The sequence below is a fragment of the Nonomuraea basaltis genome (genome assembly GCF_005893125.1).
GTDB lineage: Bacteria > Actinomycetota > Actinomycetes > Streptosporangiales > Streptosporangiaceae > Nonomuraea > Nonomuraea basaltis.
In genome coordinates, this window is sequence record NZ_VCJS01000024.1 from 1 (window position 1) to 13,248 (window position 13,248).

Here is a 13,248-nt window from a genome sequence, read left to right on the forward strand (position 1 = left end):
CTCTACGGCGGGGTGGTGGCGTTGGTTCCCAGCGTCGTGGTGGCGGGGGTGGAGCTGGGCGGCTGGCACGCCATCTTCTGGATCAACGTGCCCCTGGCGGCACTGGCGGCGGTGGCGGTCCAGCTCACGGTCCCAGGCGGTACGATGACCGCAGCGCCGGCCCCACCGCCGGCCGCAGCCGGCGAGCCGGCGGCACCGACGCTCGGCTCCGCCGGCGCGACGGGGCGGGTGGACGTGGTCGGCGGGGCGTTGCTGGCCCTGGCGCTCGCGTGCCTGGTCGTCGGCCTCTACAACCCCGACCCGGCCAACGCGGTCCTGCCGCCGTGGGGCCTCCCTCTGATCGCGGCAGGAGCGGTGGTGGCCGCGATCTTCGTCTGGTGGGAGATCCGCTCCCCCGTCCGCCTGCTGGACCTGTCCAGCACCCGCAAGGGCCCGCTGCTGGCCACTCTGGGCGTGAGCTTCCTGGCCGGCGCCGCGCTCCTGGTCACCATGGTGTTCGTGACCTTCACCGCCCAGACTCTGCTCGGCAAGGACGAGCTGGGCGCGGCGCTCGTCCTGGCCAGGTTCCTGGCCGCGCTGACCGCCGGCGCCCTGGTCGGCGGTCTCCTGGCCCGCAAGCTGGGCGACCGCGTCCTGGCGGTGGCGGGCATGGCGCTGGCGGCGGTCGGCTACTGGCTGATGAGCCGCTGGCCGCTCGACCTGGCCGGCGCGGGAATCGTGATGGATCTCGACCTGATCGTGGCGGGGCTGGGCCTCGGCCTGGTCATCGCCCCGGTGTCGGCGGCGGTGCTGCGGGTGAGCCCCGCGGCCCAGCACGGCGTGGCGTCGGCGGCGGTCGTGGTGGCCAGGATGATGGGCATGCTGATCGGCATCGCCGCCGTGTCGGCGTGGGGGTTCTACCGCTTCCAGTCGCTGACGGCCCACCTGGACACGCCGCTCCCGTTCGGCGTGGACGCGGAGACGTACACACGGCAGCTGGCCGACTACACCGCCAAGGTCCAGGCCGCGCTGCACGTCGAGTACACGGAGATGTTCCTCGCCACCGCGTTCATCTGCCTGCTCGGCACCGCCGTCGCGCTCCTCATGCCCCGCCACCGGGCCCGCGCGGGCGAGACGGCGGGCTGAGCCTCCCACGGCCTGCGACGCCGTGACCCGCCCGCCGAGCTGCGAACTCGGCCCGGGGCGAGCGGGCCATGACCACGGAATTCGGTGCACGTGCGCACCGTTACGGCGGCGCGCCACTGACCGGTCAGCGGCCGTTTCCCTGGACAGACGCAAGCCGACGACGGCGGCCGGCCAACCACGGCGGTGCCGGCGACAGGTCCGGCTCGTCCGACGACGTCAGCCGCTGGGCCTCGGTGAAGTGGATGGCCGGGATCTCGGCGGGCACGCCGGGCAGCGCGGCGCCGAGGAGCTCGACGGCGGGGCGGCGCGGCGGCGTACCGACTCCAGCATGCCCGCCACCGCCGCCGCAGCGCACACCGCGTTACTTGTCCTTCTTGCCCCGCTTTTCCCTGATCTTCATCGTGACGTCGATCGGCGAGCCGGCGAAGCCGAACTCCTCGCGGATGCGCCGCTCGATGAAGCGCCGGTAGGTGTCCTCCAGCCAGCCCGAGGTGAACAGCACGAACTTGGGCGGCTCCACCGACGCCTGCGTGGCGAAGAGGATCTTCGGCTGCTTGCCGCCCCGCACCGGCGGCGGCGTCTGCTGCACCAGCTCGGTCAGGAACGCGTTGAGCCGGGCCGTCGGCACCCGCGTGGACCACGAGTCGAGCGCCTTCTCCAGCGCCGGGACCAGCCGGTCCACGTGCCGCCCGGTCTTGGCGGAGATGTTGACGCGCAGCGCCCACGGGGTGCGGACGAGCTGCCGGTCGATCTCCTTCTCCAGGTAGTAGCGGCGGTCCTCGTCGACCAGGTCCCACTTGTTGAACGCGACCACCATGGCCCGCCCCGACTCGATGACCAGGCCGATGATGCGCAGGTCCTGCTCGGTGAGCGGCTCGCTGGCGTCGACGAGCACGACCGCCACCTCCGAGCGCTCCAGCGCGGAGCGGGTGCGCACGGAGGCGTAGAAGTCGGCGCCCTGCAGCTCGCGGTCGCGCCGCCGGATGCCTGCGGTGTCGACGAAGCGCCAGGTGCGCCCGCCCAGCTCGATCAGCTCGTCGACGGGGTCGCGCGTCGTGCCCGCCATCGGGTCGACCAGCACGCGCTCCTCCCCCGCCAGCTTGTTGAGCAGCGAGGACTTGCCGACGTTGGGCTTGCCCAGCAGGGCCACCCGTGCGGGCCCGCGGCGGGCGTCGAACGTGACGGCGGGCGTCTCGGGCAGCGCGTCGAGCATCACGTCGAGCAGGTCGCCGCTGGAGCGCCCGTGCAGGGCGGAGACGGGGTACGGCTCGCCGAGCCCGAGCGACCACAGCGCGGCGGCCTCCATCTCGAGCTGCTGGTTGTCGACCTTGTTGGCGGTCAGGATGACCGGTTTGCCGGACTGCCGCAGGATCGAGCCCACGATCTCGTCGGCGTCGGTCGCGCCGACGGTGGCGTCGACCACGAACACGATCACGTCGGCCAGCTCGGCCGCGATCTGGGCCTGCTCGGCGATGCGGAGGTTCATGCCGGTGGCGTCGGGGTCCCAGCCGCCGGTGTCGACCACGGTGAAGCGGCGGCCGCGCCAGTTCGCGTCGTAGGTGACGCGGTCGCGGGTCACGCCCGGCACGTCCTCGACGACCGCCTCGCGGCGCCCGATGATGCGGTTGACCAGCGTGGACTTGCCGACGTTCGGCCGTCCTACGATGGCGACGACGGGCAGCGGCGTCGCGTCGCCGTGCTCGGTGATCTCGAGTTCGTCGAGCTCGGCCTCGACCCAGTCCCCCGTTGACACGATATTTCGTCCTTAATGTGAGTACCGCACCCGATTGTTCAGGTGCGCTCCTTGACCAGTCTCAGCACCTCCGCGATGACCTCTTCGAGATTCAGCGCGGTGGTGTCGAGCTCGACGGCGCCAGCCGCCATCGAGAGTGGGTCCGTCTTACGTGTTGAGTCCAGGGTGTCACGCTTGGCCATGGCCGCCTGCTGGGCCTCCACCGTGGTGCCCGCCAGCTCGGCGCTGCGCCTCCTGGCGCGGGCCTCCGCGCTGGCCGTCAGGTAGACCTTGACGGTCGCGTCGGGCCAGACGACGCTGCCGATGTCGCGGCCCTCGACCACGATGTCACCCGCGCCGATGATCTCCCGCTGGAGCGCGACCAGGCGCGCCCGCACCTCGGGAACGGCGGCGACGGCGGAGACCGCGCCGGTCACCTCGGGCTCCCTGATCGGCTCCGCCACGTCGACATCGTCGACGTGGATCGCGGGGCCGTCGGGGTCGGTGCCGGAGACGATCCGCGGCTCGCCGCAGCGCGCCGCGATCGCGACGGGATCGGCCAGGTCGACGCCCTGCTGGAGCATCCACCAGGTCATCGCGCGGTACATGGCCCCGGTGTCGAGGTAACGCAGGCCCAGCGCGCGGGCGACCCCGCGCGACACGCTCGACTTACCCGACCCCGAAGGGCCGTCCATGGCGACGACCAGACCGGTCACGGCCGCTCCCTCTTCACGTTTTCCCGCTTTCTTCAACGTGAAGAGGCTACCGCCTCCGGATCAGTCGGCGATCCAGCTTCCGTGGAAGCCGAGCGGCACCCGGGCAGGCAGGTGCACGGTGGCGACCGGCTCGCCGGTGAAGTCGCGCGCGGAGAGGATCACCAGGTCGGCCGCTCCCCTGGCCGGGTTGTTGACGTAGGTGATCAGGTAGCCGTCGTCCTCTGCGTCGCCGGAGGCGACGAAGACCGGCTCTCCGACGTACGCGCCCCGTCCGAACTGCCGCGACTCCTGCGTGCCGCGCTCCAGGTCGTGCTTGATGAGCGTGTTGTCGAACGCCTCGTCGGGCAGGTCCTCCAGCTCGGTGCCCTCCGCGGGGAGGATGTCGTTCAGGTCGCGGGTGGCGGAGGTGTAGCCGTAGCGGTAGGGGCGGCCGGTGCGCCGTTCGTCCATGCGCGGGAACTCCTGCGCCCGGTCGTCCAGCCGCGTCCGGGCGACCTTGCCCGATCCGGGGTCGATCCGCCACCGGTCGAGCGTGGGCGCGCCGCCCAGGTCGAGCCGCGCGTCCACGAACCGCTTGGGATAGCTGACCACGTCCACGACCACCTGGTCGCCGTCGTCGTAGGCGTTGAGCGTGTGGAACACCCAGCACGGGTCCACCTCCACCCACCGCACGTCGCCGGTCTCGCGCGACATGAGCCCGACCCTGGCGCCGTGGGCGTCGTTCCACGCGTACGGCAGCTGGGCGCCCTTCTCGGCGTGGGCCATGCTGAACGTGACGGGCAGGTCGTAGATCACGACGTACCGCTCGGTGAGCGCGAAGTCGTGCAGCATCGGCGCGTCGGCGATCGGGATGTCCCTGATCTGCGTCACCGTGCCCTTGGGGTCGATCACGATGTGCTGGTGGTGGTCCCAGCCGTAGAAGTACGCCATGGCGTGCAGCTCGCCGGTGGCCGGGTCGGCGTGGGTGTGGGCGGCGTACCCGCCGGGCAGGCCGCCGTCGAAGTCGCACGGGCCGATGGTGTCGAGCTCGTAGCCCAACTCGTACGGCAGCGCGCCCGCCTCCACGGTGGCGAACGTGCGCCCGGCCAGCCCGATGACGTGCGTGTTGGCCGCGAAGTCCATGCCGCCGTGCACCGGCCCGGGCCTGGACTGCTCGCCGAGGCGCTTGGCGACGTGGGCGTTGCGTACCCAGCGGTTGCGGTACCACTCGGCGCGGCCGTCGCGCAGCCGCACGCCGTGCACCATGCCCTCGCCGATGAACAGGTGGCTCGCGCTCGGGTCGTCGAGGCTGAGCGGGTTGGGCCCGTTGCGCAGGTAGCGGCCGTTGAGCTCGGCCGGGATGCGCCCGGTCACCTGGAGGTCGAAGGCGGTGATCTCCTCGACCACGGGCGTGAAACCGCCCTTGAACGGCGTGGTGGTCATGGCTCTGTCCTCTCGTCAGGAGTGCGGTCGGCAGGCAGCAGGAAGGGCGTGAGCACCGAGGAGCACAGCGCCCGGCAGCGCTGCGCCGCCTCGGCCTGGTGGTAGAAGCCCGTGATCTCCAGGCTCACGGCGCCGTGGATGGCCATCCACAGCAGGTCGGCGATCTCCTCGGCGGTGCCCCCGCGCAGCAGGCCCTGCTCCAGACACGCCCGCACCCCGCGGACGAGCAGCTCGAACGTCCGCTTGGCCGCCATCACGGCCTCGGGCCCCGCGCAGAACCCGGGCATGGCGCTCTGGAACATGACCCGGTAGTAGTCGGGCTCGGCCAGCGCGTAGTCGCGGTAGGCCTCCAGGCCGGCCCGCAGGGAGGCCAGCGGATCATCCTGGGCGGGCACGGCAAGCAGCCGCCGCTCGAACCTGGCGAACCCCTCCAGCCACAGCGCCTCGCTGAGCCCGTCCTTGCCGCCGAAGAGCGTGTAGATGACCTTCGTGGAGCAGCCGGCCTCGCCGGAGATGCGCCGCACGGTCAACGCCGCCGGGCCTTCGGTGACGAGCAGGTGCACGGCGGCGTCGAGGATGGCCGCCCTGACGGCCTCCTGCCCTTCTTGCTGCGCTTGCTGGTACGCGGTGACCGCCATGCTCGGTAACGCCGTTTCTTCTCGGTAACACTGTTACCAGCCTTTCTACCCGCCTTCCGACCACCCGTCAATGGCGTCACTGGAGGACTAAGGGGGTCTTGCCCGGTAAGTGACCTCATGTGACGTGGACAGGTGGAGCGCGGGTCACGGTCGTGGTGGCCAGCAAGGACCGGCTGCGGGCGCTGGCCCGTTCGCTCCCCCTGCACCAGCGCCCGGTGATCCTCGTCGACAACGGCTCGACCGACGGGACGGCGGCGTTCGTCCGGCGTCACTTCCCCGATGTCCAGGTAGTCGAGGCGGGCACGAACCTGGGGGCTCCCGCGCGCAACGTCGGCGTGCGGCTGGCCGAGACACCGTACGTGGCCTTCGCCGACGACGACTCCTGGTGGGCGCCCGGGGCGCTGGAGCGGGCCGCCGACGTGCTGGACGCCTACCCGAGGCTGGCCGTGCTGGGTGCGCGGGTGCTGGTGGGGCCGGAGGAGCGGCTGGACGCGGTGTCGGAGCAGATGCGCCACTCTCCGCTCGGTGTGGAGCCCGACCTGCCGGGGCCGAGCGTGCTGGGGTTCCTGGCGTGCGGGGCGGTGGTGCGCAGGGAGGCGTTCCTGGAGGCGGGCGGGTTCGACGACGTGATCTTCTTCTTCGGCGAGGAGGAGCGGCTGGCCGTGGACCTGGCGGCGAGGGGGTGGGGGCTGGCGTACGTGGACGACGTCGTGGCGCACCACCACCCGTCGCCGGCCAGGGACCCGCGCGGCAGGCAGGTGCTGGCCGCGCGCAACGCCGTCCTGACCGCCGTGCTGCGCCGGCCGTGGCGGGTGGTGGCCCGGCGCTCGTTCGACGCCCTGCGCGGCGGACCGGCCGGCTGGGAGGGCCTGCGCACGGCCGTACGACGGCTGCCACGCGCCCTGGCCGAACGACGCGAGCTCCCGCGCGCAGTGGAACGGGCCCGCCGCAGACTGGAGCGGGCCGATGGGTGACCGGAGACGGCGCGGCTTGATGACCGCGGAGTGGTGGCTGGAGCGGGCCGATGGGTGATCCGCGGGTCGGGGCGGTGGTGATCACGTGGAACCGCCGGGAGGAGGCGCTGGCCTCCGTCGGCCGGCTGCTCGCCCTGCCCGAGCAACCGCACGTGGTGCTGGTGGACAACGGCTCCGGCGACGGCACCGCGCAGGCCGTCGCGGACGCGTACCCCGAGGCGGACGTGGTCGCGCTCGAGGAGAACCTCGGGGCGGTGGGCCGCAACGTGGGCGTGGCCCGGCTGCGCACCCCGTACGTGGCCTTCGCCGACGACGACACCTGGTGGGCGCCGGGCTCGCTGTCGCGGGCCGCCGACGTGCTCGACGCGCATCCCCGGCTGGCCGTCGTCACGGCCCGCATCCTGGCCGAGCCCGGCGGCCGCGACGACCCGATCGTGGAGGAGCTGCGCGACTCGCCCGTACCCGGCCCTTCATGGCTTCCCGGACCAGCGCTGGGCAGCTTCCTGGCCGGGGCGTCGGTGCTGCGGCGGGAGGCGTTCCTGGAGTGCGGGGGCTTCAACCGGCGGCTGTGGCTGGGCGGCGAGGAAGAGCTGCTGGCCGTGGACCTGGCCACGGCCGGATGGGAGCTGTGCTACCTGGAGGAGCTCACCGTGCACCACCAGGCATCACGGAGCAGGGACGCGCATGCCAGGCGCCGGGTGGGGCTGCGCAACACGCTCTGGTTCACCTGGCTGCGCCGGCCGGTGGGGGCGGCGCTGCGGCGTACCGCGTACCTGGCCAGGACCGTGCCGCGGGACCGCGTCTCGGCGCTCGCCGCGCTGGACGCGCTGCGCGGCCTGCCGTGGGTGCTGGCCGAGCGGCGGCGGGTGCCGCCGCGGGTGGAGGCCAGGCTGGCGAGCCTGGAGGCGTCGCAGGCCGGCTCGCGCGCCCGCCGTTACGTCTCGTGAACGAGGGGCAGCAGGCACCTATGAGTACTGCACCGAATCCGATCGACCTGCAGAAACACCTGAGCGGCGTGGACTATCCGGCCAGGAAGGACGATCTCGTCAAGGCCGCCCGCGACCACGGCGCCGGCGACGACATCATCAAGGCCCTGGAGTCCATGCCGGACCGCCAGTACGACGGCCCGAACGCCGTCAGCCAGGCCGTCACCAAACGTTGACGTGGGGGCGCGGCGGGCGAGATCACCGGCTCGTCCGCCGCGCTTTTCACGCCCGCCGGCCCGTCCACCGCGCCTGCCTCGCGTCACGTGCGCCCGGCGGTCAGCGCGAACGCCCGGACCGGCACCAGACCGCGCTTGAGCAGCCTGAACGTCGGCATCGGGCTGCTGGTCACCGTCTCCTTGTACACGACGGCCGCCCGCCCGGTCAGGCACCACCTGCGCGGGCTGTCGTCCGCACGGGTGAACTGGATGACCGCGTCCTCGCGCCCCAGGCTGACGGGCTGATGGATGTACCCGAACCGGAACGGCCTCGGCTTCTTGCCGCGCAGCGTGGCGGCCAGCGAGTCGGCCGCGTGCAGCCCTGCCGGGATGCCGCTCTGGCAGGTGCCGTGCAGCACCCCGAACGGCTGGCTGACCGCGGCGGCGTCGCCGACGGCGTACACGTCGGGGTGGGACACCGAGCGGAGCGCCGAGTCCACGACGATCCTGTCGCGGGCGTCGACGGTCAATCCGGACCCGGCGGCGAGGGGCAGCCCTCTGGTCCCGGTGGTCCAGAGCGTCGCGTCTGAGTGAATCAGCTCGCCGCCGTCCAGCTCCACCGCGTCGGGCAGGACCTTGGTGATGTCCACGCCGGCGCGTACCTCGATGCCGAGCCGCGCCAGCACCGCGTCCAGGTGGGCGCGGGCCCGGTCCCCCATCATGGAGCCGGGCCGGCTCCGGCTGACCAGGACGACGTGCAGGTGCGGGCGTGCCTCGGCCAGCTCGGCCGCCGACTCGACGCCGGTCAGCCCGCCGCCCGCCACGACGACCGTGCCGCCGTCGAGCGCGTCGAGGCGCTCGGCGAGCCGTACGGCGTCCGCGTAGCCGTCGTACGTGTACGCGTGGTCGGCCACGCCGGGCACCGAGACGTCGGTGACGGTGCCGAGGGCGTAGATCAGCTTGTCGTAGCCGAGCACGCGCCCGCCGTCGAGCCGTACCTCACGCCGCTCGACGTCGAGCCCGGCCACCCGGCCGGGCACGAAGCGGACGCCGGTGCCGGCGAGCACCTCCTCCAGCGAGTAGTCCGCCAGCGCCGCACCGGCCGCCGTCTGGTGCAGCCGGAGCCGCTCGGTGAACCTCGCCGAGGCGTTCACCACGGTGACCTTGCCGCCGATGCGACGGGTCCTGGCCGCGACCCTGATGGCCGCCGCCATGCCGGTGTAGCCACCGCCCAGTACGAGAATGTCGGTCATTTTCCTTACCTCCTCGATTCGTTGCTGAAGACGTATCGAGGAGGCTCGGATGTGACATCCCGGTCAGCGTGCGGCGGGAATGGCAGGCTCGGCGTCCGTCCAGCCGGTCTTGTACGTCTCGACTCCGCTCTTACCGCCCACCGGCTTGCCGTCGTGCTTGAGGTCGACGTCGTGGGCCAGCAGCGTCATCGTCTTGGTGTCCACGATGAACTGCTCCTTGAGCACGTCGCCCTTCTGCGCGGAGACCGGCAGGGCGACCTTGTGGCCGCTGCGGCCCAGCGGGTCCTTCGCCCGGCCGAGGTCGCTGACGCCCTTGGTGGTCTTCAGCGCCTGGAAGGCGGCCGATCGCACCTTGAACGGCACCGGGTTCTCGTACAGCAGGTTGATCATGCGCTGGGCCACGTACCGGTCCAGCTTGACCAGCCAGTCGTCGATCTTGGACTTCGGAGAGGTGGTCTTGGCCTCCTCGGCGGCCTCGTCGATCCAGGCCCGCACCTCTGCGGTGACGTGCGCCCTGAGCGCCTCGGGCTCGGTGGGCAGGGCCTGGAGCTGCTTGTACGTCACCTGCTTCTCGCCCAGCCGGAACCCGTCCTCGTCCACCCGCTTCAGGAACCCCTTGTCGGGTCTGGTGGACAGCGAGATCTTCATGCCTTCCGTCCGGTATGTCCACGAGGTCGGTGAGCCGTCGGCCCGCCAGGCCGCCTCGTCCTTCTTGGTCGTGGGGATGGCCCCCAGCTTGCGGTGGGCGACCCAGCCCCTGCCCTCAGTCGTGAGCCAGTCGACGCTGACCGACCGCTCCGTCACGCTGTAGCCGCTGCCCACCGGACGCCCGTGCTCCGCGGTTCGCGTCACCTCGACCCGCCAGTACTTGCCCTCAGGCGCCGCCGCCTGCGCGGGCACGGCAACCACGCCGATGGCGATCAGGCCGGCCACCACAACTACGGGATATCTCACTTCGTTCCCTCCAAGGGGTTGTCATTGGCCCAGCGGCTGTCCTGGACCGCGGTGAACTCCAGGAGCAGCCCGTCCGTCACGGACCGGGTCTCGATGGACAGAGGCATTCCGGTGTTCGGATCGATCACGAGCCGCGTGCGGGTCTCACCCGCGTACGGAGTCGTCGGGTACTCGGCGGACCGGTACTCGACCGCCTGCCCCGGACGACCCAGCGCGTCGGTCACCGGCCCGACGGCACTCACGTCGGGCATCGAGGCCAGCAGGCGGTAGGCGGCGGCTCTGGTCTGGCTGCCCACCGGCGCGAAGAAGAGCAGGCGGGCGGTGTTGTCGATGGTCGCCCGGTCGTCGGGGGCGCCGAGGAGGGCCCGCAGACCCTCGGGGGTCTCGGGCAGCTCGTGCATCTTGGTCAGCGGCTTGTCCGCGAGCACGATGCGGAAGTCCCAGTCCTCGCTGGAGTACGCCTCCGGCTTTCCCTGGGCGGTGCGCACGACGCCCTGCGGCTTGTCCTCGGTGGGCATCCCGGGAGCCGCCCCCGCGTAGCTCCATGACGTCGGCGCCCCGTCCGCGCGCCAGGCCGCCTCGTCTCGGGGCGTCGCCGGCTTGGCGCCCAGGTAGGTGTACCGGTACCAGGTGCGGCCCTCGGGGTCGGCGGGGATCCAGGTCTCCACCGACTCGCTCTGCCGCAGCAGGTACCTGTGTCCCGGGTCGCGGAACTCCCGGCCGTTGACCAGCGTGCTCCCCCACCACGTTCCGGCATCCGGCGCGGAGGCCACCGACGTCGCGGCGACCAGCAGGAACCGCTTGCCGTCCGGGGCGGCCAGCACGCTGCTCTGCTCCGGGGCCGCGGCCGGGGGCGCGGATGGGACGACGACCAGGACCGCTGCCGCCGCCGCGCCCGCCAGCCCGAGCCCCAGCGCGCTCCATCCGGCGGCCCTGCGGCTCCGCCGTACGCGCTCCTGGGCGATCGCGGCGTTCAGCCGCTCGCGCCCGGCCCGCTCCACCTCGGGCGATAGCGGCGGCGCGGGCAGCAGCTCCCGCACCGCCTGATAGTCATCCATCAAGGCCTCCGTTCAGGGGATTGACGCCGCCCAGGGCGGCACGAAGCTTCTTCCGCACCCGGGACAGGCGGGATCCGACGGTGCCATACGGGATGTCGAGCGCCTTGGCCACCTCTTCGTGGCTCAGCTCGGCCAGCGCGCTCAGCAGCAGCACGTCCCTGTCGCCGTCGGACAGGGCCCGCAGCTCCGCCGCGAGCCGCCCCTGCGCGCTCACGGCGTCGACGCGGGTCACCACGCGCTCCTCGTGGCCGTGCTCCGCGCCGCGGTGCACGGTGGCGCTGCGCTGCAGTGCCCGCAGCCGCCGGGCCTCGGCACGGCGGTGCAGGCCGATCAGGTTGGTGGCGATGCCGTACAGCCAGGGGCGCACCTGGCCGCGCGCGGAATCGAACGTCTCGCGCTTCCTGAACGCCGTCAGGAACACCTCGGCGGCCAGGTCGTCGGCGGCCTGCTGGTCCAGCCGCCTGCCGAGGTAGCCGTGGATCTCGCCGAAATACCGGTCGTAGATCTCACCGAACCGCTCGGGTCTTCGGCACGACAGCTCCAGCAGGGCGGCGTCGCCGAGCGCCTCGGCCGGGTCCGAGGGCCCGGCCAGAGCCGTCACGTTTGCAGTCACACCCTCTACTCAACCGATGGGGCGTTCTGCTTTCACACCTTTCACACCCGCCTGCCGCGGCCGGGTCGTCCCGTCAGGGAACCTGCCAGCCGCGTTCGCGCAGGGCGTCGGTGAGGGGAACGACGGCGTCGGGCTGCACGGAGAGCTCGGCGATGCCCAGGGGTAGCCCCGGGGCGTGCTCCAGGCGCACGTCCTCGACGTTGACGCCGACCTCGTCGCACACCAGGAACAGCCGGGCGAGCTGGCCGGGACGGTCGCCGATGACGACCTGGACGGCAGCGTAGGCGGCGGCCGGGCCGCCGTGCTTGCCGGGGATGCGGTCGTGGCCGGCGACGCCGCGCTTGAGCAGCTGGGTGAGCTCGCCGGTGGCGGTGCCGTCACCCTCGGAAAGGGCGCGCAGCGCGCTCGCCGCGTCGGCCAGGTCGTGCGCGACGGCCTCCAGCACCTCGGCGACGGGAGTGGCGTTGCCGGACAAGATGCCAAGCCACAGGCTGGGGTCGCTGCCGGCGATCCTCGTGACGTCGCGTACGCCCTGCCCGGCCAGCCCGAGCGCCACGTCGGTGGCCTCGGCCAGGCGCGCGGCCACGGCGGAGGCGGCGACGTGGGGCGCGTGGGAGACGACGGCCACGGCGCGGTCGTGATCCTCGGCGCTCACCTCGACCGGGTTGGCCCCGCACAGCTCGATCAGCCGCAGCACGGCCGCCTTCGCGGCGGGATCGGCCTCCTGCGTGGGGCACAGCGCCCACGGGCGGCCCAGGAACAGATCGTCCCGCGCGGCACCGGGACCGGACTTCTCGCGCCCGGCCAGCGGATGGGAGGCGACATAGGTCGCCAGGTCGCAGCCGAGCTGCGTGGCCCGGTTGATGGGCTCGGCCTTCACGCTGGCGACGTCGGTGTAGAACCTGGCCGTGCCGTGCCGCTGCAGCTCCAGCAGCTCGCTCGCCACGTGGGCCGGGGGCACCGCGATGACCGCCAGGTCCACGCCCTCGGGGGGCGGGCTGGCGGGTGACCAGTCCTCGCCCGCGCCGAGCTCCCGTGCCAGCCGTACGGCACCCTGGTCGCGGTCGGCGAGCAGGACACGTACGCCGTGCTTGCGCAGCGCCAGCGCCGCGGAGGTGCCGATGAGACCGGTGCCCACGACGAGCACGGTGCGAAGTTCCATCTCGGTGTCCTGATTTTTCGGCCGTTGGGGTGATGAGTGTCTCTGGTCGCGCTTGCCAGCCGCTTACTGCGCGATGTCCTGCCGCAACGCGACGGCGCCGCGCAGGTAGACGTGCTGGATCTCGGCCCGGGGGCGGTCGGTCTCGACGTGGGCCATCAGGCGTACCACGCGGGGCAGCGCACCGGGCACGTCGATCTCGGCGGAGCAGATCAGCGGCACCTCGTGGAAGCCCAGCTTCCGCGCCGCCAGCGCGGGGAACTCGGCCGTCAGGTCGGGGGTGGCGGTGAAGAGCACGCTGATCACGTCGTCCGTGGTCAGCTCATTGCGCTCCATGATCGCACTGACCAGCTCGGTCGTGCCCTCTATGATCGAGTCACGATCGTTGCCATCCACCTGGATCGCCCCACGGATCGCCCGCACCATGTGGTTCGTCCCCTCCTCATAAGCGGGAGAGCCCGTG

Annotated in this window: 15 protein-coding genes; 4 read left to right on the plus strand and 11 right to left on the minus strand. The window is 72.4% G+C overall.

Annotation, left to right across the window (positions count from 1 at the left end; translation table 11 throughout):
• The coding region (locus tag EJK15_RS14065) for an MFS transporter (protein WP_138710849.1) at positions 1-1,125 on the plus strand (1,125 nt) is incomplete at its 5' end.
• A 124-nt stretch (positions 1,126-1,249) separates the two neighbouring features.
• Here EJK15_RS14065 and EJK15_RS14070 read toward each other — a convergent pair.
• The 5 genes from EJK15_RS14070 to EJK15_RS14090 are packed head-to-tail and all read right to left on the minus strand — an operon-like array spanning position 1,250 to position 5,633.
• The gene (locus EJK15_RS14070) at positions 1,250-1,480 is read right to left on the minus strand and encodes a hypothetical protein (protein ID WP_138710850.1); all 231 of its coding nucleotides are present in this window, start codon (positions 1,478-1,480) and stop codon (positions 1,250-1,252) included.
• A gap of 6 nt (positions 1,481-1,486) precedes the next feature.
• Entirely contained in the window at positions 1,487-2,878 is a 1,392-nt protein-coding gene (gene der / locus EJK15_RS14075; RefSeq protein WP_138710851.1) for a ribosome biogenesis GTPase Der, read from the minus strand.
• A 38-nt stretch (positions 2,879-2,916) separates the two neighbouring features.
• On the minus strand, positions 2,917-3,573 hold the full coding sequence (gene cmk, locus EJK15_RS14080; protein WP_138710852.1) for a (d)CMP kinase: 657 nt from the start codon (positions 3,571-3,573) through the stop codon (positions 2,917-2,919).
• Positions 3,574-3,633: 60 nt separating this feature from the next.
• Entirely contained in the window at positions 3,634-4,995 is a 1,362-nt protein-coding gene (locus tag EJK15_RS14085; RefSeq protein WP_138710853.1) for a carotenoid oxygenase family protein, read from the minus strand.
• Positions 4,992-5,633, minus strand: a complete 642-nt coding sequence (locus EJK15_RS14090; RefSeq protein ID WP_138710854.1) for a TetR/AcrR family transcriptional regulator — start codon at positions 5,631-5,633, stop codon at positions 4,992-4,994. Before EJK15_RS14090 ends, EJK15_RS14085 begins: the two co-directional genes overlap by 4 nt.
• Positions 5,634-5,752: 119 nt before the next feature.
• Here EJK15_RS14090 and EJK15_RS14095 point away from each other — a divergent pair, with 119 nt between their 5' ends.
• The 3 genes from EJK15_RS14095 to EJK15_RS14105 are packed head-to-tail and all read left to right on the plus strand — an operon-like array spanning position 5,753 to position 7,769.
• On the plus strand, positions 5,753-6,607 hold the full coding sequence (locus tag EJK15_RS14095) for a glycosyltransferase family 2 protein (protein WP_240776962.1): 855 nt from the start codon (positions 5,753-5,755) through the stop codon (positions 6,605-6,607).
• Between the two features lie 50 nt (positions 6,608-6,657).
• Complete coding sequence (locus EJK15_RS14100; RefSeq protein WP_138710855.1) at positions 6,658-7,554, plus strand: glycosyltransferase family 2 protein; 897 nt, start codon at positions 6,658-6,660, stop codon at positions 7,552-7,554.
• Between the two features lie 20 nt (positions 7,555-7,574).
• Complete coding sequence (locus EJK15_RS14105) at positions 7,575-7,769, plus strand: DUF2795 domain-containing protein (protein WP_138710856.1); 195 nt, start codon at positions 7,575-7,577, stop codon at positions 7,767-7,769.
• An 83-nt stretch (positions 7,770-7,852) separates the two neighbouring features.
• On the opposite strand, the gene EJK15_RS14110 is transcribed toward EJK15_RS14105, so the two are convergent.
• The 6 genes from EJK15_RS14110 to aroH form a co-directional block, all read right to left on the minus strand.
• Positions 7,853-9,001 (minus strand): NAD(P)/FAD-dependent oxidoreductase, encoded by a 1,149-nt coding sequence (locus tag EJK15_RS14110; protein ID WP_171074291.1) that lies wholly within the window; start codon positions 8,999-9,001, stop codon positions 7,853-7,855.
• Between the two features lie 63 nt (positions 9,002-9,064).
• Positions 9,065-9,955: a hypothetical protein gene (locus tag EJK15_RS14115; RefSeq protein ID WP_138710857.1), complete on the minus strand. Its 891-nt coding sequence runs from the start codon at positions 9,953-9,955 to the stop codon at positions 9,065-9,067.
• On the minus strand, positions 9,952-11,013 hold the full coding sequence (locus EJK15_RS14120; protein ID WP_138710858.1) for a CU044_5270 family protein: 1,062 nt from the start codon (positions 11,011-11,013) through the stop codon (positions 9,952-9,954). The genes EJK15_RS14115 and EJK15_RS14120 overlap by 4 nt, the downstream gene beginning before the upstream one ends.
• Positions 11,006-11,626, minus strand: coding sequence for an RNA polymerase sigma factor (locus tag EJK15_RS14125; protein ID WP_240776963.1), 621 nt, complete (start codon positions 11,624-11,626; stop codon positions 11,006-11,008). Before EJK15_RS14125 ends, EJK15_RS14120 begins: the two co-directional genes overlap by 8 nt.
• Positions 11,627-11,699: 73 nt before the next feature.
• Positions 11,700-12,788, minus strand: a complete 1,089-nt coding sequence (locus EJK15_RS14130; protein WP_138710859.1) for a prephenate dehydrogenase — start codon at positions 12,786-12,788, stop codon at positions 11,700-11,702.
• 63 nt (positions 12,789-12,851) lie between these two features.
• Positions 12,852-13,211: a chorismate mutase gene (gene aroH, locus EJK15_RS14135; RefSeq protein ID WP_138710860.1), complete on the minus strand. Its 360-nt coding sequence runs from the start codon at positions 13,209-13,211 to the stop codon at positions 12,852-12,854.
• Positions 13,212-13,248 lie beyond the last annotated feature (37 nt).